This is a genomic window from Parasedimentitalea nitratireducens (genome assembly GCF_057444295.1).
The window spans coordinates 262064-285857 of record NZ_JBYAXC010000001.1; the positions used below are offsets into that span (position 1 = coordinate 262064).

Below are 23794 nucleotides of genomic sequence, written 5' to 3' on the forward strand. Positions count from 1 at the left end.
TAACCACAACGTGACTTGGCATTTCCACACCAACAGAGCATCAATAGAGGCATGAAACAGGCACTTACATTTGCATTCGCAGGGCTACTGGCCCTGACCACCCCGACCCTGTCCGCCAGCGGCGACACCCACTTGGTGGAGATCGAGGTGCTGGACGGTGGCCTCACGTCACGGGGGACTTATATGGGGGCCCTGCGTCTGACCCTGCAGGAGGGTTGGAAAACCTATTGGCGCAGCCCTGGCGAGGCTGGCATCCCGCCCAGCTTTAGCTGGCGTGGCTCACGCAACCTTGGCGATTTGTCGATGACCTGGCCGACACCTGAGGTTTTCGACACAAGCGGGTATCAGACCATTGGCTACACCAACCAGCTTGTGTTGCCGATCGAAATTACCCCGCAACAGACCGACCGACCTGTGCGGCTCAAGGGGCGGGTTGATCTTGGCATCTGCAAGGATGTCTGTGTGCCGGCCGAGGTTTCTTTTGATCACCAGATCGACCTTCAGGCCTCGCGTAATCCAACGATTGCTGCTGCCATGGCCAGTCGACCCTTTTCAGCCAAAGAAGCCGGGGTCAAATCTGCAAAATGCAAGCTATCGCCAACCCAATACGGCATGCAGGTCGAGGCCCATATCACCATGCCCACAGCTGGCGGCGCAGAGGTTGCCATAATTGAATCAGGCACCAATGCGGCCTATGGCGGAACCACCACCAGCAACCGGCACGGTGGGGTTCTGGTGGCCACAACCGAATTCCTTCCCGTAACAAAAGGCGGCTTTGCGCTGGACCGCTCAAAGTTACGCATCACGATTCTTGGCAAGCGCCACGCGGTGGATATTCAGGGATGCACCGCTGGATGACCGCGCCACGACCCAAGGCTGACCGCCCCATTGTAGGGGCCATTGCAGTGGTTTGTCACCACGACCGGATGATCCTGGTGCAACGTGGGAAACAACCAAGCGCGGGCATGTGGGGATTTCCTGGTGGCCATGTGGAACTGGGTGAAACCGCAATGGATGCGGCGGCGCGTGAGCTACTGGAGGAAACCGGTGTCTCGGCTCAGCCGCTTGAATATCTGACCAATGTCGATGTCATCTTGCGCAATGCGGACGGCGCGGTTGAGCACCAGTATTTATTGGTGGCGGTGCTGTGTGAGTATCGGTCTGGTGATCCTAGCCCCATGGATGACGCGGAACAGGCCTGCTGGCTCTCGGTGAACGAGCTGGAAACCTGCGGACTGCCCCTGTTGGATCAAGTTGCAGAAGTGGCCCGATTGGCGCAGCACCGAATGCGCGAAAAAGCCCAAAACAGCTGAAATAGAGCCGCATCACGATGTGGCCAACAGTGTTTTCACCAGCGTCAAACAGTACGCTTAGGTCGCAGCGCCATGACCAAAGCTGCCATCACATAACTGATGATCGCAATGGCCAAGGCCCCGGCAAGAAACAGCAGCAGAGCCGCGCGCATGGGGGCGACTCCCGTCAACACGGGCCATATTTCAATCATCCGCGGGTGCAGAGTTCCGATCGCCATAGTCTGCCCAAGAGTCAGTGCCAACCAAGCAACTTGCAGCCCGCCAACAGCCAGCATGAACCAGCGGGTTGCAGAGGAACTGAGCGCATGTCGCAAGGCCGCCATGGGTCGGGCGATATCGTTCTGCATCGCCACCAAGGCGGGCACCACCAGCAGGACCAAAACCATGCCAAAGCCAAGCCCATAGACCAGAGTAATCACTGTTGGCTTTAGGAACTGAGCCTGTTGCGAACTTTCAAACAGCAGCGGCGCCAGCCCGAGAACAGTTGTCATGGTGGTGAGCATCACCGGTCTTAGCCGGTCGGCTGCGCCTTCGATGATCGAAGGGATCAGGCCGCGATCCTGAGCATAATCGTCAATGGTTGTGATCAGCACGATTGAATCGTTGATGATGATCCCGGTCATGCCCAGCAGGCCAACCACCGTGAACATGCTCAGCGGGACCTCCCAGACATAGTGCCCCCAAATGGTTCCAACCAGCCCAAAAGGGATCACCGCCATCACCACCAATGGGCGGGTCCAGCTGGCAAAGACCCAGGCCAGCACCAGATAGATTCCGGTCAGACACAGGATCAGACCGGTGCGGGCGTCATTCAGGAATTCATTCTCTTGCTTGCTCAACCCGCTGAGCCGCCATTCAACCTGACGCTCACTTGCGATCTTGGGCAGGATTTCAGTGCTGAGCGCCTGTACAATCTGTTCAGCGCGGGCGGGATCGTCTTCGGAAATATCGCCAGTAACAGAAATGAGCCGAATCCCGTTTTCGCGCCGTACCGTCGAGAACCCACTGCGCTGGGTCACCGAGACGATATCCGCCAGCGGAACATAGGTGCCATTTGGGGATCGCATCAGCGAGCGCTCCAGGAAATCGGCTGTGAGCTCCCCCTTGGGCAATTCAACCCGGATGGTGGCCGAGCGGGGACCGTCGGGATAGGTTGCCGCCTCGATACCATTCAATCGTGATCGTAGGGCGCGGCCCAGACCATCGATGGTGAAATTGAGTGCCTGCCCCTGTGGGGTCAGGTCCAGAATGATCTCTTCTTTGTCATAGGCTAGATTGTCCTCAACCGCCGAGACCTCAGGGTAACGCAACATCGCATCCTTCAAGTCTTCGCTAGCTGCTTTGAGCGTCTGCACTTCGGAGCCAAAGAACTGCACATCCAGCGCATCCCCACCCGGCCCTGACCGCCAGCCCCGGAATGACACGGTTTCGGCCATCGGATGGCGGAGCACTTCGTCTTGTAGCTCGGCCACAAAATCGAAGCTCGAATAAGGCTCGCCGTCAGCATCAATTCGCAGATCCGCATCAATCAGCTCGATGCTGATCCCGCCCAGCAGATCGCCATCTTTTGAGTCGACACCGGCTAGGCCCCGCCCGGCATTTCCACCAACCTCGGTCAGCACAAACTCCACCGGATCCCAGCCGTAAGTCTGCTCTAAGCGGGTTGCCACCGCCTCGGTTGCGCGCTGCATCTCGCGCATCATTGCCAGCGTATCATCTCGGGATGCGCCTTCGGCCATGGCAAAGTTACCGGTGACCGAGCCGCGTTCGGGCGCATTGAAGAAGCGCCACTTTACATCACCTCCAATGAACAATGCCATTTGGCTGGCCAAAATAACCAAGACCCCCGCCAATACCACGTAGCGCCCCCAGATCACCCTACCCATCACACGGCGGAACACATGATCCCGCACCCAACGAAAGCCCCGGTTCACCACACGGTTAGGCCAGTCGTACCAATGTTCTTTGGCGGCATGGGCGATGGCGTGGGACAGGTGATTGGGCAGGATCAAGAAACACTCGACCAGTGAAGCTGCCAGCACCGCAATCACCGTAAAAGGTATATCGCGGATCAGATCACCAAACCTGCCCCCAACAACGATCAGGCCAAAAAAGGCAATGATCGTAGTAAGGGTCGCCGCCAACACAGGCATAGCCATGCGGCGCGCTGCATTTTCTGATGCCGCAACCGGGTGTTCGCCCAAACGACGGGCGCGGAAATCGGCATGCTCCCCCACCACAATGGCGTCATCGACCACGATGCCCAGCGTGATAATCAGGCCAAACAGGCTGATCATATTGAGCGTCAGGCCAGCGGCATACATGATGGCGATGGCGGCAAACATGGCTGCCGGAATGCCAGCGGCCACCCAAAAGGCGATGCGGGCATTGAGAAACAGGAACAGCAGTGTCACCACCAACATCAGCCCCATCAAGCCGTTGTCGACCAGCAGGTTCAAACGCCCGGAAATGGCTTGGGCACGGGTGCGGATCAATTCAACACTCACCCCCTTGGGCAGGCTGAGCTGCATCTGGGCAACCACCTCCTCGACACTGCGCTGAATGCCGATGGCATCGCCCTTGTTTGAGCGATCAATGCGCAGCGACATCGCAGGATTTTCACCCACAAAATAGGACCGGTTGCGATCCACGCCCTCGACGGAAATCCGGGCAACGTCGCCAATGGTCAGCGCCGAGCCATCGTCGTTGGAGCGCAAGACAATCGCTTCGATCTCTTCCGGTTTGCGCTTTTCTCGGCCGGTGCGCACGCGTGCGTTTGCACCAGAAATGTCACCGGCCGGATCAGCATCCACTTCGGCGGCAATTGCATCGGCAATCTGGGTCAGGGTCACATCATGGGCGATCAGGTTGTACGAGGGCACTTCGACCAAGGTCTGCGGCGCGGCAACCCCACGAATAGTTGTACGTGTTACCCCCATCTCGAACAGTCGGGTGGTCAGCTCATCGGCAAACAACCCCAGTTGCGACGGGTCCAACGGGCCAGAGATCACAACATCGGTCACCCGATCCCGCCAGACCCCACGTGTAACTTTAGGGTCTTCGGCGGCATCTGGCAGCGATGTCACGGAATCTACTGCCGACTGCACATCGTTTGCGGCACGTGCCATGTCCCAGTTAGATTCGAATTCGAGCCGGATCGAGGCCTGCCCCTCACGCGAGGTTGCCGACGAAGACTCCACCCCGTCCACGGCCAGCAATGCAGGCTCTAACGCTTGCACAATTGCCCCATCCACATCTTCAGGGCCCGCCCCCTCCCAGGTGACCGAAACGGTCACCCGATCAATGATCACATCTGGAAAGAACTGTGCCCGCATGTTGGGCATGGCCGCCGCGCCCAGCACCAGCAAGATGACCAGCAACAGATTGGCCGCTGTTCTGTGGCGGGTGAAATAGCTGAGCAGCCCACCCGCCGACCGAGGAAGATCGCGGATCATGACAGGGTAACTTTTGCAATGTCAGGGGTGGCCATCACATTAGCCCCCCATTCGCGCTTCAATACGGTTGACCAGCTTGGCGGGGACCTTGACCTCGGCCAATTGTCCCAGCACCCGTTTTTTGGTCGCGTCGGGCATGCGATTGTTGCCTTTGACAAATGCAGTCAAGCGTGCGCGACGTTCATCACTCAACTCGATCAGCTCGGCCTGCGGCTGCGCTGTGGCTTCGTCGCGCAGCGCGCGCACCTTGATACCAGCGCCCAGCAACGGCGTGCGGCCGACCACAACGTCACGCCCGGCCAAGCCAGGTCCACGGATCAGAACATCATCGCCCTGACGCCGCAGCAGTTGAACCGGCAGCTGCTCTAGTCGATCCTCGTCCGCCAGGACCAGAACCGCGCCACCAGCGTCCAACACTGAAGCCGGAAGCCGAACCACGTTTTCCAACACAGGCTCGCGCACAGATACGGTGACAAAATCTCCCGGTTTAAACCCCACAGCAGCGTCCAACCGGGCATAAATCAATCGCCCTGACTGCCCGTTGCCGGCACCGCCGCTGTCGCGACTGATCTCACCCTCGGCACTCAGATCGGCACCGGTTGCATCCAACGACACCCGCACTGGCGCTGAGATCAACTGCCCCGTGTCATCCAGCAGCCGGGCGTATTGCACAGTGGAAATCCGAAAGGCCACTTCGAGCAGAGTGGGATCCACCAGGTCGGCCAGCTTTTCGTTTGCCGAGACCAGCCGCCCTTCAACCAGGCTGACCGTTTCCAATGTGCCGTCGAACTCGGCCTCAACGGTAGTATCCGCAAGATCCCGTTGCGCGGTTGCGACATTGATCTGGGCCCTTGCCAGGCCGGATACGGCCTGATCCACCTTGGCCTCGGCCAAGGACACCGCCTGTCGCCGTGAAATCACCGTTTGGCGTGCCTGCACGGCGGCCAGTTCGGCCTGTTCAACCATTGCTGCGGTGCCAACCCCGCGCGATTTCAAATCTGTCTGCCGCTGAAACGCCCGCTGGCGCAGCTCGGCCTGATCCTGTGTTGCGGCCAGCTCATCCTGCGCCAGGATCAGCGCCCGCCCTGCTTCGCGCTCTTCGGCGCGGGCATCCTGTAAATCTGCCTTGGCCCGATCCAGCGCCGATTGCGCATCTGCGGGATCAATCTGCAATAACAGCTGTCCTGCGGTCACGGCGCCGCCTTCTTCAAACTCTTCAGCCAGCGATATCACCCGTCCTGCCACCGGTGTGCGAAGTTCCAATCGACGGCGGCTTTCGACCTTGCCAAAGGCGATCAACTCTGGAGAAATATTCTGCAGTTCGGCGGTGACAAGATTGACCACAAAGACCCGTTCACGAGCTGGCGGAGCCTTGCGTTCGGTGCTCATCCGCTGCTGCACCGCACCAATTATCAGCTGGCCGGCATAAAGCAGCAAGGCCGCTGTCATCGCGACCAGAAAAATCCCAGTCAAACTCTGCCGCAAAAAGCGCATCTATGGTCCCTTTCAGGTGGCAATTGCTGCCTGCTGCATCCCTTTATACCCTGCTGAAACCTATCAAGTTTTGGCAGAGTTTGCGAGGTTACACGCAGAGACGGGTCATTTCCGTCGCTGGTGTTCGTCCAATCTGGGCATAATTTCCACAAAATTACAGGGGCGATGACGATAATCGAGCTGAAGTGACAGGATTTCGTCCCAACCATCCTTACAGGCCCCAGGGCTGCCGGGCAGCGCAAATAGATAGGTCCCACCTGACACGCCGCCTGTAGCACGCGATTGCACCGCACTGGTGCCGATCTTCTTCATCGAGATCATAGTGAACACGGTGCCAAAGGCTTCGATCTCTTTTTCATAGACATCGCGGTGTGCTTCCACCGTGACATCGCGCCCCGTTAGCCCGGTGCCACCGGTGGAAATCACCACATCAACTTCGGGGTCAGCCACCCAGGCACGCAGTTGGTCGGCAATATCCATGCGATCATCCGGCATAATCTTGCGATCGGCCAGCACATGGCCCGCAGCCTGCAAGCGGTCGACCAGAACCTGCCCCGATTTGTCTTCGGCCAAGGTGCGGCTGTCGGACAGGGTCAGCACGGCAATGCGGACCGGGATGAAGTCTTTGCTTTCGTCGATGCGTGACATTGTGTTGTTTGTCCTTTGGGATTTGGAACCTGCCCCTATGGTGTCGTCCCGACACCCGGCTCTTCAATGATTTAGCTCAAACCAATTCACGGTTGGCCCCAGGTTTGCAACCTGCGTCTGGCCAATCACCCCGCGTTGCCTCCAGCTGTCATGGATATGGCCACAGAGCGCAAGTTGTGGCTGCAGCCGCGTAATTGCGTCGTGGATGGCGGTGGAGCCTACCGAAAGACCATCCGAAGTCAGATCTACCAGCCCCTTGGGAGGTGAATGGGTAATCAGAATGTCAGCCTTGGTGCACCCGGCCAGCATCTGTGCCGCGAACTCTTCGGTCAGATCACAGGACCAAGCCCCAAAGGGCGTGACCGGCACACCGTAGCCCAGCCCATACAGGTGAAACCCTTCAACCTCACATCCCTCGCCATGTAGCACAGTCATGTTCGGCAGAGCCTCGGCCCTCAGCTCATCGGCGCTTTCTGCATTGCCCGGCACCACAACCATTGGCACTGAGATCCCCGACAACAGCTCCATCGCCAGATCCAGCCCCTGTCGCCCGTTGCAGAAATCCCCTGCGCCAATCACCAGATCGGCATCGACACTTGCCGCCACTAGATCAGCAGCCCGCGCGCGCGCCAGATGCAAATCCGAAAAGGCCAGGATTTTCACGACAATGCCCCTAGGCGTGCCTTTACCTCGAGCAAGTCCGCCCAGGCAGCACGTTTCTGGGTGGTTTGACGCAACAGATAGGCGGGGTGGAACATCGGCATCACCGGTTTGCCCCAGGCCTGCTGCCAATCACCGCGCAGGCGTGTTATACCACGATTGCCCAGCACGGCCTGACAGCTGATGTTCCCCATCAGTACCAAGATCTCAGGCTCGGCCAATTCCACATGCCGCTGCAGAAACGGCTGCATCATTGCGATCTCGGCAGGCAAGGGATCGCGGTTTTGTGGCGGCCGCCAGGGCAGCACATTGGTGATATAGACGTTCTTGTCACGGGACAGGTCAATTGCCGCCAGCATCTTGTCCAGCAACTGCCCGGCCTGGCCAACAAAGGGTTTGCCCTCGCGATCCTCATCCCGGCCCGGAGCTTCGCCAATGATCATCACCCGCGCTCCGGCCTGCCCATCGCTGAACACCAGATTACGCGCGCCCTTTTTCATATCACAATGATCAAAGGCCTCTAAAGCGGCCCGCAGACTGGGCAAGCCAGTTGCCGCCCGCGCGGCCTTTTGCGCCTGCTCAACCGGATCCACTTCCTTGGGCTTGATCACCGCAGGCGCCTGATCCGCCTTCGCTTTTGGCGGCGTAGGCTGTAGCGCGTAACGATCGACCGGCTCATCACCGATGCTCTCGGTCACACCCAGCTCAACCTGCCACTGCAAGAGCGCCCGTGCGCTGTAATAATCCATTGCCGATTCCATAGCGACAAACTACCCCGCTTGCCCGGGATACGGAACACCCCAGCTTCTCGTTGTCAAAAATACTCAAATTCCAACACTTACGCCCTTCGGAACACCTCTGTTTTCCCAACGCACAACATCTTGCCCGCCCCTGCTTGCCCCCCTATAACAGCCCCGACCCAGCGCGGAGCCTGCATATGACCCCCACCTCTTTTGGCCACAAACACCTGCTTGGCATTGAACCTTTGCGCCCGCATGAGATCACCGCGATCCTGGATCTGGCCGACAAATACGTGGACCAAAACCGCGCCGCCGAGAAACGGTCGGATGCGCTGGCAGGGTTGACCCAGGTCAACATGTTCTTTGAGAACTCAACCCGCACCCAGGCCAGTTTCGAAATCGCTGGCAAGCGGTTGGGTGCCGATGTGATGAACATGGCGATGCAGGCCTCGTCGATCAAAAAGGGCGAGACCCTGATCGATACCGCTATGACGCTGAACGCCATGCACCCCGACCTGCTGGTTGTGCGCCACCCGCATTCCGGCGCGGTGGATCTGCTGGCGCAAAAGGTCAATTGCGCGGTGCTGAATGCTGGCGATGGCAAGCATGAACACCCGACACAGGCGCTGCTGGATGCGCTAACCATCCGCCGCGCCAAAGGCCGGTTGCACCGGCTGAACATCGCCATTTGCGGCGACGTCGCCCACAGCCGGGTGGCGCGATCGAACTTGATCCTGCTGGGCAAGATGGAAAACCGCATCCGCCTGATCGGACCGCCAACATTGGTGCCAAGCCAGTTCGCCGAATTTGGTGCCGAGATCTATGACGATATGCACGAAGGCCTGAAGGACGTGGACGTCGTGATGATGCTCCGCCTGCAAAAGGAACGCATGGACGGCGGATTTATTCCCTCGGAACGGGAGTATTACCACCGCTATGGGCTGGATGCTGACAAACTGGCCCAGGCCAAGCCCGATGCCATTGTCATGCACCCTGGTCCGATGAACCGCGGCGTGGAAATTGACGGCACTATCGCTGACGATATCAACCGGTCAGTTATTCAAGAACAGGTAGAAATGGGTGTGGCCGTGCGAATGGCCGCGATGGACCTGTTGGCGCAGAACCTGCGCGCCGAACAGCAAGCCGTAGCAGGATAATCCGCGTGGATCCGGTCATCCATATCCCAGCAGGCGAACGCGGGCTGATCCGTGTTTTTGATCTGGACATGCGCCCCGAGCAGGCCCGGTTTCTGCGGGAACCCGGCGCGCTTGCTCAGGTGCTGGGCATCGATGATATCAATCTGGATCAGGTGGAGATCTTCCCTCTCACCGATCTCGAAGACCTCGGGCTTGTTGGATACCTGAACGAGGGCTGCGGCGTGCCTGCCGACCAACTGGCGGCTGACCGTGAAACGCTGATGGCGCTGGCGGGTCATGTTCTGCTGATCCGCTCGCGCGCCTTTGGGGGAGAGGATACCCGCCTGACCCCAGCCGAGCAGATCTCGTTCATTGGGGCATATGGCGAAGACAGAACCCAGTGGACCGGAACGCCGCTCCAGACAGAAAGTGCCAAACCATATACTGCACCGCGGCTGTCACCGCGCAAAGGCCGCGCCAAGGCCCGCCGCATTGGCGCCAGCCTGTTCGCGGTTGTGATGCTAGTGTTGATGGTTCTGTTGCGCATAATCTCGAGTTGGCCATGACTACATTCACGCCCGATCGCGACGCCTATATTCGGTCGCACGCTTGGATGGCTGCGCTGGCGATGATCGCAGGCATGATCATTCTATGGGTGATGGACAACCCGCACGTGTGGACTGGCGCCATCGGTGGCTTAGCGGCAATCGCGTTGCGCGGCTGGTATATGGCCTCGGAAGAGCTCGCCGTTAGCTGGACCTTGAGCGACACACATTTGACCGGCCCAGCCGAACGCAATGTGCCGCTGGACCAAATCGAACTGGTGCGCACCATGGGCAGCTATGTGCAGGTGATCACCAAGAGTGGTGACAAGCATCTGATTAAGTACCAGGCGGATCCGGCAGCAACGATGGCGGCAATTCAAAGGGCCGAGGCATGAGCGTAGGCGACTTCAGATTAGGCGTATTAACTTCAGGAGAAAACGTCCTGTGGCAAGGACAGCCAAAGCCGAGTTTTACTCCCACCGTTTTTGGCTTTTTCATTTCGTCCTTTGGATGCTTCTTTGCCGTTGGCACGCTACTATTTATGGCAATGTTCCGCTCGAGTTTAGCTAGCCAAGAAATCGCGACACCTCCAGAAACAATAGCTTCGATTTGGTTGTTCCTGTTTAGTGTTCTTGTGGTCAGCCTTGGAATAAGGGCCTCTGCTGTGTTTTGGCCGAGATGCAAACAAAAAAATACTTGGTACACTGTGACTACCAAGCAGATTTTTATCGCCACCAGAATCCCCTTCGTCGGCAAGTACCGGCAGTCCTTTATGATCCAGGATTGTAAAACTCCAGAACTACACGATGGACAACTGCAATCGGTTTTTTTCGCCGAGAAAACAGTGCAAGGCGTCGGCGACGAATATGGCGCTAGTAGCGAATTCACCATTCAAATTGGCTTTGAACGTATCAAAGACGGTCACGAGGTATATCGATTGTTGCGCAAACTACAGGCCCCAATTTCAGAACGGGAAAACGACACATGACCCTACTCTTCACCAATGCTCGTTTGATCGATCCCGAGGCCGGAACTGACGCGCCGGGCCATCTGCTGGTACAGGACGGAACAATTGTTGACGTTTTACCCGAAGGCACCGATCTTGATGCTCTGCTTGGCGAACGGGGGATTCCTCCAGGCGCCGTTGAAATCATTGACTGCAAAAACCGTTGTCTGGCCCCCGGCATTGTCGACATTGGTGTCAAAGTTTGCGAGCCGGGCGAACGGCACAAGGAAAGCTACAAATCCGCGGGACTTGCGGCAGCTGCTGGCGGTGTCACCACCATGGTTACGCGCCCCGATACCTCGCCCACCATCGACAGCCCCGAAGTGCTGGAATTCGTCACCCGCCGTGCGCAGGCAGATGCACCGGTAAATGTGCTGCCTATGGCCGCACTAACCAAGGGACGCGATGGGCGCGAGATGACCGAGATCGGGTTCCTGATGGATGCCGGCGCCGTGGCCTTCACCGATTGCGACCGGGTTGTCACCGATACCAAGGTGTTCTCGCGAGCGCTGACCTATGCCCGGTCTTGTGGCGCATTGGTGATTGCCCACCCGCAAGAGCCGATCCTGTCCAAGGGGGCTGCCGCCACCAGTGGCAAATTCGCTGCCCTGCGCGGGCTGCCCGCAGTATCACCAATGGCGGAACGCATGGGGCTGGACCGTGACATAGCCCTGCTGGAAATGACCGGTGCAAAATACCATGCCGACCAGATTACTACAGCGCGCGCCCTGCCCGCGCTGGAACGCGCCAAGGGGAATGGGCTGGACATCACCGCCGGCACCTCGATCCACCATCTGACGCTGAACGAGCTGGACCCGGCGGATTACCGGACCTTCTTTAAGGTAAAGCCACCACTGCGGTCTGAAGAGGACCGTCTGGCGGTTGTCGAAGCCGTTCGCACCGGACTGATCGACATCATCAGTTCGATGCACACGCCTCAGGATGAGGAAAGCAAACGCCTGCCGTTTGAGGAGGCTGCTGCTGGAGCGGTGGCACTGGAAACCCTGCTGCCTGCCGCCCTGCGCCTATACCATGCCGAGCAACTGGACCTGCCCACCCTGTTTCGCGCCATGTCGTTGAACCCGGCCAAGCGGTTGGGGCTGGACAGCGGCCGGTTGAGTGTTGGCGCGCCTGCAGATCTGCTGTTGTTTGACCCGGATGTGCCCTTTGTGATGGATCGCTTTGCGCTGAAATCCAAATCGCAGAACACACCGTTTGACGGCCAGCGGATGCAAGGTAGGGTGCTGGCAACTTATGTCGCCGGGGAACCGGCTTATCGGAGAGATTGATGCCAGTATTTGAGACGTCTGCCGCCCTGCTCTTGCTTTGGGCCGTGATTGGCTATGGGCTGGGGTCTATTCCATTTGGCCTGCTGCTGACCCGCGCCATGGGGCTGGGCAACCTGCGTGACATTGGGTCGGGCAATATCGGCACCACCAACGTGCTGCGCACAGGAAGCAAGGCCGCCGCGGCAATGACGCTGATCCTGGATGCCGGCAAGGGCGCGGCGGCGGTGCTGCTGGCGCGTGCTCTGGCTGGCGAAGATGCAGCGCAATTGGCGGGTCTGGCCGCGTTCCTGGGCCATTGTTTCCCGATTTGGCTGCAGTTCAAAGGCGGCAAGGCCGTGGCCACTTTTCTGGGGCTGACACTGGCATTGGCCTGGCCAGTTGGCATTGCCTGTTGCCTGACCTGGCTGGCCGCAGCTGCTGTCAGTCGGGTTTCCTCGATCGGAGGTTTAGCCTCCGCCGCAGCCGCTCCGCTGTGGGCGCTAGTTATCGGATATGGCAGCGCTTCGGTCTTACTGGCTGTACTTGCGGCGCTGGTGTTCTGGCGTCATAGCGCAAACATTGCCCGTATTCGAACCGGAACAGAACCAAAGATCGGGCAGAAATAGGCGCGCAAAAACGCGCCTATTTCAGAGCTTCAGCGCCCTAGCGCCAGCCGTTCGGTTGCTTCGGCGGTACGCTTGGTATTGTCATGGATGCCCAAGAACAGATACATCATCCCGCCCATCAGGATAACGTAGAGCCCACCAAAAATCAGGACACCTATTGCAGGCAGAATACCACCCTCGGGTGCCATCATCGCTCCGCCTGCCCCAACGACAACGGCAATACACATAAGTATGACAACAACGGTGATCAGTTTCTCAAGTGAGGAGATAAAGAAGTCGCGCATGATTTGCTCCAAATAACGATGTGAATAATTGGAGAATGCGCGTTTTGATCTAAAAATCAAATTCCCTTTGTAGAAATTACACAGAAGCAATCGACCTCAAGCTAGCAAATAGCCAGCCTTTTTTGTGCAAAAACCTATACTCAGCTGCTCATTTACCACCGCCCCAACCTGGCTTTAACAGAGATTTAACAAATGACGGCCTCTGGCAAAATCGCAGCGCCTGACAACAGGTTTCTGGTCTTCTTAATTCTGGCTCCAATCATCACCAGCATTGCTCTTATTGCTCTAACACTATTGTACGCAGGTCTGCAGCCCACTCTGGTTTTGCTGTTTCCAGCGGCCAAGGGCGGATTGGACAAGGTGCTATTGGTCCTGCCAGTTGCACAACTGATTGCAGGGATGTCCCCAGCGTTTGGTGGGCTACAGTATCTGATTTTCGGCGGTGCGGCGCTGTGGTTTTATCTGCAGAATAATCCAGCCAAACCCTGGGCCTGCGCCCTGTTGCTGTTTACGGTCAACAGCCTGGTAACAGCAGGCATTTATCTGCTTGGCTATCCTGAATTTGGTGAATTCTGCCTGCGGCTTGGGTCGTTCTTTGCGCCGTTCTGGGGATTGGTGTTTGCCTTGCTTTATCGCAAATTCTCTTCCTAACCACAGAGACTTGACACCGACATGTGATAGCGCATTGGCGCACAAAGGCTTTTTACATTTGCACAATCAATTTGAGTTGCTTTGAACGTGATGGCTAGTCCCACCACTTCGGATCAGTGACCACCATACAGGGTGGCACAATCACTATGAACCGATCCGCATCAACTATGCGGCACTTATGAAAAGGACTAATCTCATGAACATAGTAAAGCCATTCCTGGGTGGTGTTGCGCTTTCAATTGCTTTGGCTACTTCGGTCATGGCTGCAGGTGTGGAATTAAACGCATCTTCAACTGGGCTGGCCCTGCAGGGGTATGACCCAGTAGCCTATTTTACTGACAGCGCCCCAACCAAGGGCAACTGGAAGATTACCAGCACTTATAACGAAGCGACTTATCGTTTCTCGTCCGAGGAAAATAAAGTTGCATTTGAACAGAACCCCGATGCCTATCTGCCCGAATATGGCGGATACTGCGCCTTTGGAGCAGCGATGGGTTTCAAATTTGATGGGGACCCAACCGTCTGGAAAATTGTGGACGGTGAATTATTCCTGAATATCTCAACAGACATTCAAACCCGCTGGGAAGGCGATATTCCTGGTTTCATTGAACAGGCTGATAACAACTGGGCAGGTATCGCTGATAAGGAGCCGGCCTCGCTGCAAAACTAAGTCAAAACCATTCACGGTTTCTGGTCGGCGGCAGGGGAACTTGTCGCCGGCGTTTTTTGTTAACACACCGAACAGATGTGCGAAGGGCCGCCAAAATGGCAGCCCCCTTACCCCTACATGTAAACCCGGAGTGATTTAGTAGCTGAACTCACCATAAATCTTAGTCAGATCACCGTTCCAATCGCCATGATAGCGCTCCAGCAATTCGTCAGCTGGTACTTTACCGCTTTCCAGGCTGTCTTTCAGCGCGTTCAGGAAATGGGTTTCATCTGGTACCAGGCCGCCAGCGCCGGGACGGGCACGCGCCTTTAGTCCGGCATCTGATATGGCCACAACCTCGCGGGCCAGGTCCATCATCTTGATGTCGCCAACCTGTGCCTGCAGCCCCTGTTCCGAGGCCGCAACCCGCAAGCCCTCGCGGGTTTCAGCATCCCAGCCCTTGACCAGATCCCAGGCTGCATCCAGCGAGGTTTGATCGTAAGTCAGACCAACCCAGAAAGCAGGCAGGGCGCAAAGACGGCGCCACGGGCCACCGTCTGCGCCGCGCATTTCCATGAATTTCTTGATCCGCGCTTCGGGGAAGGCGGTGGTCAGGTGATCGGCCCAGTCTGACAGGGTGGGCTTTTCGCCAGGTAGCGCTGGCAATTCACCTTTGAGGAAATCCCGGAACGACATGCCAAGCGCATTGACGTATTCACCATCGCGGTAAACAAAATACATTGGCACATCGAGCGCATATTGTACGTAGGCCTCGAACCCAAAGCCGTCTTCGAACACAAAGGGCAGCATGCCGGTGCGGGCGCCATCTAGATCCCGCCAGATCCGGCTACGCCAGGATTTGTGCCCGTTTGGCTTGCCCTCAAAGAACGGAGAGTTGGCAAACAGCGCGGTGGCGACTGGCTGCAAAGCCAGCGCAACGCGCAATTTCTGCACCATGTCGGCCTCGGAGCCGAAATCAATGTTGACCTGCACGGTGGTGGTGCGACGCATCATGTCGCGGCCCATGGTCCCCACTTTGGTCATGTAGTCATTCATCAGGGTGTAACGACCCTTAGGCATCAACGGCATCTGGTCATGGTTCCAGATTGGTGCTGCGCCCAGACCGATGAAACCCACACCAATCTTGTCGGCGATCTCCTTGACCTCTCGCAGGTGGGTGTTCACCTCGTCACAGGTCTCGTGGATGGTCTCCAGTGGAGCACCTGACAGTTCCAGAGCGCCGCCCGGTTCAAGGCTGACGTTGGCACCGTCTTTTTCCAGTCCAATCAGGTTGCCGCCTTCGGTGACAGGCGACCAGCCATAGCTGTCGCGCAGGCCTTGCAGCACCGCGACGATGGAGCGTTCGCCCTCAAACGGCAGCGGCTTGAGCGTATCTTTGCAATAGCCGAATTTCTCGTGCTCGGTACCGATGCGCCAGTCGGCCTTGGGCTTGCAGCCGTCCGCCAGATAACCCGCCAGTTGGTCGTGATGTTCGATGGGGCCGCCACCGGACTGAGGAATGGACATGAGCAGCGCTCCGTTACTGGATAATCATGTTGGAGGGTCAGTGGTGGGGCGAATCCCAACGACTGTCAATGCAGCCTGTGCTGCGGAGGGCGAATGGCGTTGCGTTCCCAGATCACGACATGGTGAGGACCGGGTTTACGTAGCTCGGCCAGCATGCGTTCGGTGCGCAGCCCAGGCAGGCTGGCAAAGACATCAAACAGGGACTCTGTTCCGGCTGCATTCACAGGAATATGCAGCGGCTCTTGACCGGGTTGCTGCAGCACCCAATGGGCGGGTTTCGCGGTATGATCCAGAGCCAACACGGACAGTTCAGACAGTGCCACAGCCCCCCCGGTGAGCGGGCCGAAATAGGCGATTTGGCCTTCGTCTACCTGCACAACACCGGGACCATCGCGTTCTAGCCGAAAGCGCAGGCGCTGTGCCCCGACCACCGCAACACCCGTACCAATGATGAGCAGGATCCATCCAGCCCAGAACAACAAGCCATAGGCCCCCAGCACCCAGCGCAGACCCATCAGCAGCACCACTGTGGCCACAATAATCTCGCGCCAGCGCCAGATTGCCTCGCGGGCTTCGGGTCTGATGAAACTCATATCACGTCCTTTCGGCGGTATCGAACAGGACAAGTGTAAACTCTCCTGCCCGTTGGTATCCCAAGGACATATAGGCACGAACTGCAGCAGGACCAGACGCAAACAGAACAGATTTTTCAACGCCCTTGGCGCGGGCCTCTTGCAGGTGCAAACCAACGGCAAGACGGGCATAGCCCCGACCGCGCAGGTCTGGCGGCGTATAGACCCCGCCGATTTGCACCACGAAAGGCAAAGTTGCATTGAATCCCGTCATCGCAACCGGCTGCCCCTGAACCACCAAGGCACGGTGGCTGGCTCTATTGATATAGCTGGCAATATCTGCTTCGGCTTTGGACGGAGCCTCGGCCTCTACGGTTCCCAAAGCCTCAAGGTGGTAGTTGCGGCGCCAGGTCACAGCTGTTTCGCGGGGGATTGCTGAAAGCGGAATTAACTCCGCACCACCGAGCGTCGGCAGCACCAGATCTGTCAGGTCTAAGCGAAATGCTGGTTCGTCCTCGTTCAGGATGGCCGGTAACTGGTCCAACCTTGACGCTTCAAGGAAACTGCGCACCTGCTGCGTTGCGCCAAAGCAGCTAAACAATGGGGGGCGGTCTGCAATCAACTCGTAGGCCCGCTGCCACATTTCATCATCAGCATTAGGAGACTGAAGAAGGATCGACCCTTGGTTGGAAATGCCGAATACGCCAGGCACCGGACCAGACGACAGCCAGATGGTCATGCCCTTGTCCGAAGTCCGATCATGCAGCCCATGGTCTCGCAAATTGCTGAGAAGGAACATCGAGGATTGCAGGTTGTCCATCAGAAAGGACTGGATCCAGTCAAGGTCCGTATCCTGTGCGGGGCGCCAGGTCATTGCTGGTCTCCAAATGGCTGTTTAAATACTTGCAACGCTAGTGCAAGTTACAGGTCGAAATGTAGCGGTTTCACCGCGGGTCTCGCCTTTGCAATCCCTAGTATGGCGCTTGTATCGGTTTGAACGCCATACCTGAGCAGTCCAAAAGAACTTGGTTACCCGAGGACGTTTTGCGAAAAAGCCTGCCTCCCTCACAATGATAGCAATCTTCCATGTTGAGATTTTTCCGCGTTTTAAATCTACACTCTGCCTGAGAATTTCATGTTCATCACTGGTGACACCAAAATACTCACCATCGCAACTGTGCAACCAGTTCTTCCACTCCCGGTTCAACGTTAGGCCGCAATTTAGTTCGATGTCCGCTCCGTCTTGGGCAACGCACTTTAGCGTTACCGTATCGGTGTCTAGAAAATAGCCTCCTGCAATGTAAGCGTCCAAGTTTGGAAAGTACTCAAGCGCTGTAAAATACGGGGGGCGGCTAGGCCCCATGAAGTGATTGCCGGTACCATGCTGAATTCCACCATAGACCAAGTACTCGCCATCCGGCGTAATTGCGCAAAGGCTTTCATGGACACGAGTTTTGATCCATTGGCCTAGCTCAAATACATCTCCTTGAGTTTCCCAAGCGATCAGCCTGAACAAGTCGCTTTTGGCTCTGTACAGTATCACCGCACTGGAATTTTCCGCCGCAAAGAACAGGTGCAATTCACGACGGGATTCGATCATCCCCAATCTCCAAGCGCCTGTTGCCACAGTGTCATCGCCGCCACTGCGGCGGTATCAGCACGCAGAATGCGGGGGCCGAGGCTGACAACGTGGGAATAGGGCAAGGCGTGCAGGCGTTTGCGCTCAGTTTCGGAAAACCCACCCTCGGGACCGATTAGGATGGCCCAGGGCGCGTCTGATTTATCCGCGACAGCCAACTCAAGTGCATTTCCCACCTCAGCCTCGTCGCAGAACATCAATTGGCGATCCCCAGGCCAGTGGTCCAGCAAGCGGCCAAGTTTCTGTAGTTCGCCTACTTCCGGCACATAGGTGCCGCCGCATTGCTCGGCAGCCTCAACCGCGTGGGATTGCAAGCGGTCTTGGCGGATGCGTTCGGAATTGGTGTATTCGGTCTGCACCGGCACGATCCGTGCGGCCCCCATCTCGGCGGCCTTTTCGACGATGAAATCAGTGCGCGCCTTTTTGATCGGCGCAAACAGCAACCACAGGTCGGGTGGCATTTGCAGCGGCTTGGTCTGGGTGACACAGGTCAGCACCCCGGCTCGTTTCTTGGCCTCGGTCACATCAGCCAGCCACTCGCCATCTGTCCCGTTAAACAGCAGCACCTGGCCGCCCACACTTAGCCGCATCACCCCAAACAGGTAATGGGCCTGATCCCGATCCAGAGGAAGCGATTGCCCTGCCCCCAGCGGGTGCTCTACATACAGTCTGATCTTTGCGCTCATGAGGCCCTACATATGCAAGGCGACGCCCCTAATCCAGATGAACCGAACCTTGAAGGCCAAGTTTCGGACGCTGTTACAGATAATTGGGTGGATACCCGTGCGCCAGAATGGACGCGGCCCTATCTGCGGCTATCGCGCGCAGATCGCCCGATTGGCACCTGGTTGTTGCTGATTCCCTGTTGGTGGGGATTGGCGCTCGCCATGCTGTGGGACCAGAGTCCGCGCTGGGAAGATGCCTGGATTTTCGTTGCCTGTGCGGCTGGCGCCTGGTTGATGCGCGGTGCCGGATGCACCTGGAATGACATCACCGACCGTGATTTTGATGGGCAGGTGGAGCGCACCCGATCCCGTCCAATCCCATCAGGGCAAGTAACAGTCAAAGGCGCTGTGGTCTGGATGATTATACAGGTGGCGCTGTCAGCGATGATCCTGTTCAGCTTCAACCAGGCCGCCATTGCCATGGGTATCCTGGCGCTGTTCCCTGTTACCATTTATCCATTTGCCAAGCGTTTCACCTGGTGGCCGCAGGTGTTTTTGGGGCTGGCGTTCAACTGGGGAGCTATGCTGGCCTGGGTGGCGCATACCGGCGCGCTACACTGGCCTGCAGTCCTACTGTATCTGGCGGGCATCGCCTGGACGCTTTTCTATGACACCATCTATGCCCATCAAGACACCGAAGACGACGCACTAATCGGTGTCAAATCCACGGCACGACTGTTTGGCCGGGACACTGCAATGTGGCTGCGCCGCTTTTTGGTGGGTGTTGTTTGCTTGATGGCGCTGGCGGTTATTGGGGCAGTGCAAACCAATGGGTCAATCTTGGCCTTGTTTATAGCCCTTGTTGCACCTTGGGCGATGGGCTGGCATCTCACCTGGCAATTGCGCGCATTAGACACTGAAAACAACGATAACCTGCTGAAATTGTTCCGGCTAAACCGCGACACCGGCCTGATTCCGCTTATCTTCTTTGCCGCTGCCCTGTTCGCATGATTGATCCGCAGCCCTTCAACCGGTAAGAAGGCCAGACATCACTCAGACTATTCGGACCAATTACCCCGCCTATGCGCCTTTCTTCACTACTAATAGTCAGCCTGACCTTTGTGGCAGCAGCGGGACTTAGCCTTGTTGCCGCTGGCTTTGCGGTCACAGGGCTTGAACGCAGCACCGAAATCGCCGTGCGCAGAACCTTGGACAGAACTCAGCATGACTGGGCCGAAGTGACAGCCGACGGATTGCGCGTGATCCTGAACGGAACGGCACCTGATGAGGCCACCCGCTTTACGGCCATTTCTGTTGTTGGCGGCGTGGTGGACGCCGCCCGCATCATTGACCAAATGGACGTGACGCCAACTGCCGATCTGGCCCCGCCTCGGTTCTCGGTTGAAATTCTGCGCAACGATGGTGGTATTTCGATTATCGGATTGATCCCTACCGGCGCCGGCCGTGGGGCGATGGTGGAACAGCTGGCCAGGCTGGTTGGAGAGGATCACGTTGCTGATCTGCTTGAGACAGCGCGTTATAAAGCCCCCGAGGGTTGGTCCGACGCTATGAAATTTGCGGTAGAGGCGCTGCGCCATCTGCCGCGCACCAAAATTTCGGTGGTCGCTGGCCAGGTCACTATTACCGCGATTTCAGACAGTGCCGAGGAAAAGCAAGCACTGGAAAAGACCCTGTACCGCGCCGCACCTCCGGGCCTGCGTCTGGCACTGGATATCGCAGCCCCGCGCCCGGTAATCACCCCGTTTACCTTGCGGTTTCACCTTGATCAGAATGGCGCCGCTTTTGACGCGTGTTCAGCCGAAAGCGAAGCCAGTCGAGATCGCATCCTGACCGCCGCACGCGGCGCAGGTTTGACCACAGATGCAGATTGCGTCATCGGAATGGGCGTACCCTCACCCAACTGGGCCCGTGCTGCAGAACTGAGCTTGTCCAGTTTGGCTCAACTCGGCACCGGGTCGGTGACAATTGCCAATGCAGACATCACCCTGGTGGCCAGCCCTGACGTTAGCCACGAATTGTTTGACCAGGTGGTTGGAGAACTGGAAACGTCGCTCCCCAAGGTCTTTGCCTTGCATGCCGTGTTGCCTGAGCCCGAAGATGAAAGCAACGAGGGCAGCGGCGTACCGGAATTCACTGCCACTCTTAGCCCCGAAGGTCAGGTGCAGCTGCGTGGCCGCCTGAGTGACGATACCCTCCGCAACCTGGTCGACAGTTATGCCAAGGCGCGCTTTGGCTCTGACAGCGTATACATGGCAACCCGCGTGGTTGCTGACCTGCCCAACAACTGGCCCGTGCGGGTCCTAACCGGGCTTGAGGCCCTGTCCCAGCTTGAGCGCGGATCGTTGAGTGTAACCCCGGATCAGGTTTCGCTGCGCGGGATGAGCCACCAAGAGGACACCACGGCTGAGATATCAAAGCTCCTGTCTGCCAAGTTGGGTGAAGCCGAAAACTATGATCTGGCCATCAGCTACGAGGCCCCGCCCGAGCCCGAAGACAAGCCAATGGAACCTGAACAGTGTGAGATGGAACTTGCCAAAATTCAGGCGCTTGGCAAGATTGCCTTTGAACCGGGATCGGCCACTGTGGCCGCCGAAAGCCGCGGCACAATGGACGCTATTGCCGTGATCCTGGAGCAATGCGGTGAGATCCGGTTGGAAATCCAAGGCCACACCGACAGCCAGGGTCGCGAAGAGATGAACCAGAACCTGAGCCAGGCGCGGGCGCAATCGGTTCTGAACGAGCTGCGCGCTCGTCGGGTGCTCACCTCCAGCTTTGCAGCCAAAGGTTATGGCGAAAGCAATCCGATTGCCAATAATGATACCGAAGAAGGCCGCGAGAAGAACCGCCGCATTACCTTTAGCTTGATCCGCCCCGAGCCTACGGCCGAGCAGGAAACCACGCTGGAGGACGCCGCTGCGCCAGAGACCGCGACTGAAACGCCACCCACATCGACCAATGATGCTTCCGAGCAGGAGACCCCCGGACAATGAACAGGACCGAGTTCATCATCACTACCGCCATCATCCTGTTTGCGGCCTTTATGATGGGGTGGTTTGCCAATTGGCTGGTCCACCGTTTCACCCGCGTGCGGCAAAGTGATGTGGCGGATCTCGACCGGATGAGCCAGGAATTGCATGAAGCCGAGGAAACGCGCGATCAGGCCATCACCTATTTGCAGCAGCGCGAGGCTGAACTGAGCAACCAGCTGTCCCAAACCGAGGCCGAGTTGCGAGCAGCGATGGACGGGTTACGTGCCGCCCGACAAGAGGCCGAAGAACTGCGGTCACATATTCACCGCGATTAAATTGCCACGGTGCGTGCAAGCACGCACCCTACACCCGATCTCAGGGTGCTATAATGCCGCTGGACGCGCGTCCACAGGTCGCGCCGGGCCCAACGGGAGACGATCATGAAATGATCGAACGACGGACGGGAGCGCTGGCCTACCAGCGGGTCAGTGCGTCCTCATCCTCGTCTTTGGCATCTACCCAATCAGCCGCGCCGTCCTCAAGGATTTCTTTCTTCCACAACGGAGCGCGAGACTTGAGGTAGTCCATCAGATATTCGGCAGCCTCAAAAGCATCCTTACGGTGGCGCGACGCGGTGGCGACCATCATGATTTGCTCACCTGGCGCCAAGCGGCCATAGCGATGGATGATCAGCGCATCCCCAAGCGACCAACGGTCCGATGCGGTCTGGGCAATCTCAGTCAGCGCCTTGGCGGTCATGCCGGGGTAATGTTCGATTTCCATTGCAACCAGCCCCCCCTGATCTGCATCGCGCACAATGCCCGTGAACGTAACAATGGCGCCAGAACTGCTGTTAGCTTGGGCAAAAGCTTCTGCCTCGGTGCCCAGCTCAAAACACTCTTCTTGGACGGACACACGCATGGCTTAGCCCCCAGTCATTGGCGGGAAAAACGCCACTTCGCGCACGTCTTTCAGAGAGGCATCAAAGTCGCTCAGATCCTGATCCAATGCCACGCGCAGGGCTGATAGGTCCGAGAACGCCGCAGCATAACGCTCTTCACGTGCGCGCAGTTCTTCTACAAGCTCGGCAACTGTTGTGGCGGTGGTTTCAACACTCTCACGGGCAAGGCCAATACGCTCGCGAACCCAAGCGAAATAAAGAATGTCCATCAGGTGTTTTCCTTCAAAAATGGCACTGCTTTACGCAGATAGTCGGCCCCGGTGATCAGCGTCAACGCGGCGGCAATCCAGAGCAACCACAGGCCCAGGCGGCCAGACCAGATCATAGCTTCGAATTTCCAGCGAATGCCCTGCAGATCTTCAACTTCACCCAGCATGATCTGATCGACCATTGCCTGGCCCATGCCCCAAGCGGACATGCCCAAGTAATGCTCAAAGATCCCTTGGGCAAACAGCACCGAAATGGCGGTCATCTGGGCCGTGGTTTTCCACTTGGCCAGTTGTGTCACCTTAAGCGTGCCGGCAGTATCCCCCAGATACTCTCGCAGACCCGAAACAAAAACCTCGCGAAACAGGATAAAAGTGGCAGGCAACACCAGCCAGGGCGACATTGAGGAATATCCCACGATGACCATCAATGCGATTACCACCATCGCCTTGTCCGCGATGGGATCCAGCATGGCACCCAGTTTAGTTTCCTGTTTCCAGGCCCGGGCTAAGTAGCCATCAACCCAATCCGTCAGTGCAGCGCTCACGAATAGCAACAGCGCAAACCAATCTGCATAGGGGCGGCTAAAATACAGAAACATCACTGCAAGGCCGGGGGCAGCCAGAAGGCGCAGTACGGTCAGAATATTGGGTAAAGTCCATGTCATAGCGCGGACATTAACTTGCACTGCCCCGGTAGGGAAGCAGATGCTGACAAAATCTGCCCCTAAAGGGACAGATGCTTTGGGCGAGGATATT

At 57.5% G+C, this 23794-nt stretch carries 27 protein-coding genes; 13 read left to right on the top strand and 14 right to left on the bottom strand.

What is annotated here, in order from left to right; translation table 11 throughout:
• Positions 1-51: 51 nt before the first annotated feature.
• Positions 52-858, top strand: coding sequence for a protein-disulfide reductase DsbD domain-containing protein (locus AC2T28_RS01325; protein WP_486747141.1), 807 nt, complete (start codon positions 52-54; stop codon positions 856-858).
• Positions 855-1313: an NUDIX hydrolase gene (locus AC2T28_RS01330; protein ID WP_486747142.1), complete on the top strand. Its 459-nt coding sequence runs from the start codon at positions 855-857 to the stop codon at positions 1311-1313. The genes AC2T28_RS01325 and AC2T28_RS01330 overlap by 4 nt, the downstream gene beginning before the upstream one ends.
• Positions 1314-1357: 44 nt before the next feature.
• Here AC2T28_RS01330 and AC2T28_RS01335 read toward each other — a convergent pair whose 3' ends face one another.
• The 5 genes from AC2T28_RS01335 to AC2T28_RS01355 form a co-directional block, all read right to left on the bottom strand.
• Positions 1358-4768 (bottom strand): efflux RND transporter permease subunit, encoded by a 3411-nt coding sequence (locus AC2T28_RS01335; RefSeq protein ID WP_486747143.1) that lies wholly within the window; start codon positions 4766-4768, stop codon positions 1358-1360.
• 39 nt (positions 4769-4807) lie between these two features.
• Positions 4808-6262, bottom strand: coding sequence for an efflux RND transporter periplasmic adaptor subunit (locus tag AC2T28_RS01340; RefSeq protein ID WP_486747144.1), 1455 nt, complete (start codon positions 6260-6262; stop codon positions 4808-4810).
• Positions 6263-6367: 105 nt separating this feature from the next.
• Complete coding sequence (gene moaB / locus AC2T28_RS01345; RefSeq protein WP_486747145.1) at positions 6368-6910, bottom strand: molybdenum cofactor biosynthesis protein B; 543 nt, start codon at positions 6908-6910, stop codon at positions 6368-6370.
• Between the two features lie 63 nt (positions 6911-6973).
• Positions 6974-7573: a metallophosphoesterase family protein gene (locus AC2T28_RS01350; RefSeq protein WP_486747146.1), complete on the bottom strand. Its 600-nt coding sequence runs from the start codon at positions 7571-7573 to the stop codon at positions 6974-6976.
• Positions 7570-8331: a uracil-DNA glycosylase gene (locus AC2T28_RS01355; RefSeq protein WP_486747147.1), complete on the bottom strand. Its 762-nt coding sequence runs from the start codon at positions 8329-8331 to the stop codon at positions 7570-7572. The genes AC2T28_RS01350 and AC2T28_RS01355 overlap by 4 nt, the downstream gene beginning before the upstream one ends.
• 176 nt (positions 8332-8507) lie before the next feature.
• Here AC2T28_RS01355 and AC2T28_RS01360 point away from each other — a divergent pair, with 176 nt between their 5' ends.
• The 6 genes from AC2T28_RS01360 to plsY are packed head-to-tail and all read left to right on the top strand — an operon-like array spanning position 8508 to position 12891.
• The gene (locus tag AC2T28_RS01360; protein ID WP_486747148.1) at positions 8508-9467 is read left to right on the top strand and encodes an aspartate carbamoyltransferase catalytic subunit; all 960 of its coding nucleotides are present in this window, start codon (positions 8508-8510) and stop codon (positions 9465-9467) included.
• 5 nt (positions 9468-9472) lie between these two features.
• A complete protein-coding gene (locus AC2T28_RS01365; protein ID WP_486747149.1) occupies positions 9473-10012 on the top strand; it encodes a hypothetical protein in 540 nt (179 codons plus the stop codon).
• The gene (locus tag AC2T28_RS01370; RefSeq protein ID WP_486747150.1) at positions 10009-10386 is read left to right on the top strand and encodes a hypothetical protein; all 378 of its coding nucleotides are present in this window, start codon (positions 10009-10011) and stop codon (positions 10384-10386) included. The genes AC2T28_RS01365 and AC2T28_RS01370 overlap by 4 nt, the downstream gene beginning before the upstream one ends.
• A complete protein-coding gene (locus AC2T28_RS01375) occupies positions 10383-10979 on the top strand; it encodes a hypothetical protein (RefSeq protein ID WP_486747151.1) in 597 nt (198 codons plus the stop codon). The genes AC2T28_RS01370 and AC2T28_RS01375 overlap by 4 nt, the downstream gene beginning before the upstream one ends.
• Positions 10976-12286, top strand: coding sequence for a dihydroorotase (gene pyrC, locus AC2T28_RS01380; RefSeq protein WP_486747152.1), 1311 nt, complete (start codon positions 10976-10978; stop codon positions 12284-12286). The genes AC2T28_RS01375 and pyrC overlap by 4 nt, the downstream gene beginning before the upstream one ends.
• Positions 12286-12891 (top strand): glycerol-3-phosphate 1-O-acyltransferase PlsY, encoded by a 606-nt coding sequence (plsY, locus tag AC2T28_RS01385; RefSeq protein WP_486747153.1) that lies wholly within the window; start codon positions 12286-12288, stop codon positions 12889-12891. Before pyrC ends, plsY begins: the two co-directional genes overlap by 1 nt.
• 29 nt (positions 12892-12920) lie before the next feature.
• Here plsY and AC2T28_RS01390 read toward each other — a convergent pair whose 3' ends face one another.
• The gene (locus tag AC2T28_RS01390) at positions 12921-13175 is read right to left on the bottom strand and encodes a hypothetical protein (RefSeq protein WP_486747154.1); all 255 of its coding nucleotides are present in this window, start codon (positions 13173-13175) and stop codon (positions 12921-12923) included.
• Between the two features lie 192 nt (positions 13176-13367).
• On the opposite strand from AC2T28_RS01390, the gene AC2T28_RS01395 reads away from it, so the two are divergent.
• Both AC2T28_RS01395 and AC2T28_RS01400 read left to right on the top strand, forming a co-directional pair.
• Positions 13368-13826, top strand: coding sequence for a hypothetical protein (locus AC2T28_RS01395; protein WP_486747155.1), 459 nt, complete (start codon positions 13368-13370; stop codon positions 13824-13826).
• Positions 13827-14022: 196 nt separating this feature from the next.
• Positions 14023-14496, top strand: a complete 474-nt coding sequence (locus AC2T28_RS01400; protein WP_486747156.1) for a YHS domain-containing (seleno)protein — start codon at positions 14023-14025, stop codon at positions 14494-14496.
• A 135-nt stretch (positions 14497-14631) separates the two neighbouring features.
• Here AC2T28_RS01400 and AC2T28_RS01405 read toward each other — a convergent pair whose 3' ends face one another.
• The 5 genes from AC2T28_RS01405 to AC2T28_RS01425 all read right to left on the bottom strand — a co-directional run bounded on the left by AC2T28_RS01405 (position 14632) and on the right by AC2T28_RS01425 (position 18899).
• Complete coding sequence (locus AC2T28_RS01405) at positions 14632-16002, bottom strand: glutamate--cysteine ligase (RefSeq protein ID WP_486747157.1); 1371 nt, start codon at positions 16000-16002, stop codon at positions 14632-14634.
• 65 nt (positions 16003-16067) lie between these two features.
• Entirely contained in the window at positions 16068-16595 is a 528-nt protein-coding gene (locus AC2T28_RS01410; protein WP_486747158.1) for a hypothetical protein, read from the bottom strand.
• 1 nt (position 16596) lies between these two features.
• Positions 16597-17448 (bottom strand): GNAT family N-acetyltransferase, encoded by an 852-nt coding sequence (locus AC2T28_RS01415; RefSeq protein WP_486747159.1) that lies wholly within the window; start codon positions 17446-17448, stop codon positions 16597-16599.
• Positions 17449-17469: 21 nt separating this feature from the next.
• Positions 17470-18174: a hypothetical protein gene (locus AC2T28_RS01420; protein WP_486747160.1), complete on the bottom strand. Its 705-nt coding sequence runs from the start codon at positions 18172-18174 to the stop codon at positions 17470-17472.
• Positions 18171-18899, bottom strand: a complete 729-nt coding sequence (locus AC2T28_RS01425) for a 16S rRNA (uracil(1498)-N(3))-methyltransferase (protein WP_486747161.1) — start codon at positions 18897-18899, stop codon at positions 18171-18173. Before AC2T28_RS01425 ends, AC2T28_RS01420 begins: the two co-directional genes overlap by 4 nt.
• 12 nt (positions 18900-18911) lie before the next feature.
• On the opposite strand from AC2T28_RS01425, the gene ubiA reads away from it, so the two are divergent.
• The 3 genes from ubiA to AC2T28_RS01440 all read left to right on the top strand — a co-directional run bounded on the left by ubiA (position 18912) and on the right by AC2T28_RS01440 (position 22203).
• Entirely contained in the window at positions 18912-19889 is a 978-nt protein-coding gene (gene ubiA / locus AC2T28_RS01430) for a 4-hydroxybenzoate octaprenyltransferase (RefSeq protein WP_486747162.1), read from the top strand.
• A 71-nt stretch (positions 19890-19960) separates the two neighbouring features.
• The gene (locus AC2T28_RS01435; RefSeq protein WP_486747163.1) at positions 19961-21889 is read left to right on the top strand and encodes an OmpA family protein; all 1929 of its coding nucleotides are present in this window, start codon (positions 19961-19963) and stop codon (positions 21887-21889) included.
• Positions 21886-22203, top strand: a complete 318-nt coding sequence (locus AC2T28_RS01440; protein ID WP_486747164.1) for a hypothetical protein — start codon at positions 21886-21888, stop codon at positions 22201-22203. The genes AC2T28_RS01435 and AC2T28_RS01440 overlap by 4 nt, the downstream gene beginning before the upstream one ends.
• Before the next feature lie 139 nt (positions 22204-22342).
• Here AC2T28_RS01440 and AC2T28_RS01445 read toward each other — a convergent pair whose 3' ends face one another.
• Genes AC2T28_RS01445 through pgsA form a run of 3 tightly spaced genes read right to left on the bottom strand, consistent with a single transcriptional unit; the run spans position 22343 to position 23703 of the window.
• Positions 22343-22789 carry a molybdenum cofactor biosynthesis protein MoaE gene (locus tag AC2T28_RS01445; RefSeq protein ID WP_486747165.1) on the bottom strand — a complete coding sequence of 149 codons (447 nt, stop codon included), beginning with the start codon at positions 22787-22789 and terminating at the stop codon, positions 22343-22345.
• 3 nt (positions 22790-22792) lie between these two features.
• Positions 22793-23038, bottom strand: a complete 246-nt coding sequence (gene moaD, locus AC2T28_RS01450; protein WP_486747166.1) for a molybdopterin converting factor subunit 1 — start codon at positions 23036-23038, stop codon at positions 22793-22795.
• Positions 23038-23703 (bottom strand): CDP-diacylglycerol--glycerol-3-phosphate 3-phosphatidyltransferase, encoded by a 666-nt coding sequence (pgsA, locus tag AC2T28_RS01455; protein ID WP_486747167.1) that lies wholly within the window; start codon positions 23701-23703, stop codon positions 23038-23040. The genes moaD and pgsA overlap by 1 nt, the downstream gene beginning before the upstream one ends.
• Positions 23704-23794 lie beyond the last annotated feature (91 nt).

Excerpts from the sequence above, each read along its gene's own strand:
- AC2T28_RS01335 (WP_486747143.1), bottom strand. The coding sequence starts at position 4,768 with ATGATCCGCGATCTTCCTCGGTCGGCGGGTGGGCTGCTCAGCTATTTC.
- AC2T28_RS01325 (WP_486747141.1), top strand. The coding sequence starts at position 52 with ATGAAACAGGCACTTACATTTGCATTCGCAGGGCTACTGGCCCTGACC.
- ubiA (WP_486747162.1), top strand. The coding sequence starts at position 18,912 with ATGCAAGGCGACGCCCCTAATCCAGATGAACCGAACCTTGAAGGCCAA.
- plsY (WP_486747153.1), top strand. The coding sequence starts at position 12,286 with ATGCCAGTATTTGAGACGTCTGCCGCCCTGCTCTTGCTTTGGGCCGTG.
- AC2T28_RS01445 (WP_486747165.1), bottom strand. The coding sequence starts at position 22,789 with ATGCGTGTGTCCGTCCAAGAAGAGTGTTTTGAGCTGGGCACCGAGGCA.
- AC2T28_RS01395 (WP_486747155.1), top strand. The coding sequence starts at position 13,368 with ATGACGGCCTCTGGCAAAATCGCAGCGCCTGACAACAGGTTTCTGGTC.
- AC2T28_RS01405 (WP_486747157.1), bottom strand. The coding sequence starts at position 16,002 with ATGTCCATTCCTCAGTCCGGTGGCGGCCCCATCGAACATCACGACCAA.
- AC2T28_RS01390 (WP_486747154.1), bottom strand. The coding sequence starts at position 13,175 with ATGCGCGACTTCTTTATCTCCTCACTTGAGAAACTGATCACCGTTGTT.
- AC2T28_RS01370 (WP_486747150.1), top strand. The coding sequence starts at position 10,009 with ATGACTACATTCACGCCCGATCGCGACGCCTATATTCGGTCGCACGCT.
- moaD (WP_486747166.1), bottom strand. The coding sequence starts at position 23,038 with ATGGACATTCTTTATTTCGCTTGGGTTCGCGAGCGTATTGGCCTTGCC.
- AC2T28_RS01400 (WP_486747156.1), top strand. The coding sequence starts at position 14,023 with ATGAACATAGTAAAGCCATTCCTGGGTGGTGTTGCGCTTTCAATTGCT.
- moaB (WP_486747145.1), bottom strand. The coding sequence starts at position 6,910 with ATGTCACGCATCGACGAAAGCAAAGACTTCATCCCGGTCCGCATTGCC.
- AC2T28_RS01425 (WP_486747161.1), bottom strand. The coding sequence starts at position 18,899 with ATGAGCGCAAAGATCAGACTGTATGTAGAGCACCCGCTGGGGGCAGGG.
- AC2T28_RS01375 (WP_486747151.1), top strand. The coding sequence starts at position 10,383 with ATGAGCGTAGGCGACTTCAGATTAGGCGTATTAACTTCAGGAGAAAAC.
- AC2T28_RS01435 (WP_486747163.1), top strand. The coding sequence starts at position 19,961 with ATGCGCCTTTCTTCACTACTAATAGTCAGCCTGACCTTTGTGGCAGCA.
- pgsA (WP_486747167.1), bottom strand. The coding sequence starts at position 23,703 with ATGACATGGACTTTACCCAATATTCTGACCGTACTGCGCCTTCTGGCT.
- pyrC (WP_486747152.1), top strand. The coding sequence starts at position 10,976 with ATGACCCTACTCTTCACCAATGCTCGTTTGATCGATCCCGAGGCCGGA.
- AC2T28_RS01360 (WP_486747148.1), top strand. The coding sequence starts at position 8,508 with ATGACCCCCACCTCTTTTGGCCACAAACACCTGCTTGGCATTGAACCT.
- AC2T28_RS01330 (WP_486747142.1), top strand. The coding sequence starts at position 855 with ATGACCGCGCCACGACCCAAGGCTGACCGCCCCATTGTAGGGGCCATT.
- AC2T28_RS01420 (WP_486747160.1), bottom strand. The coding sequence starts at position 18,174 with ATGATCGAATCCCGTCGTGAATTGCACCTGTTCTTTGCGGCGGAAAAT.
- AC2T28_RS01440 (WP_486747164.1), top strand. The coding sequence starts at position 21,886 with ATGAACAGGACCGAGTTCATCATCACTACCGCCATCATCCTGTTTGCG.
- AC2T28_RS01340 (WP_486747144.1), bottom strand. The coding sequence starts at position 6,262 with ATGCGCTTTTTGCGGCAGAGTTTGACTGGGATTTTTCTGGTCGCGATG.
- AC2T28_RS01415 (WP_486747159.1), bottom strand. The coding sequence starts at position 17,448 with ATGACCTGGCGCCCCGCACAGGATACGGACCTTGACTGGATCCAGTCC.
- AC2T28_RS01410 (WP_486747158.1), bottom strand. The coding sequence starts at position 16,595 with ATGAGTTTCATCAGACCCGAAGCCCGCGAGGCAATCTGGCGCTGGCGC.
- AC2T28_RS01355 (WP_486747147.1), bottom strand. The coding sequence starts at position 8,331 with ATGGAATCGGCAATGGATTATTACAGCGCACGGGCGCTCTTGCAGTGG.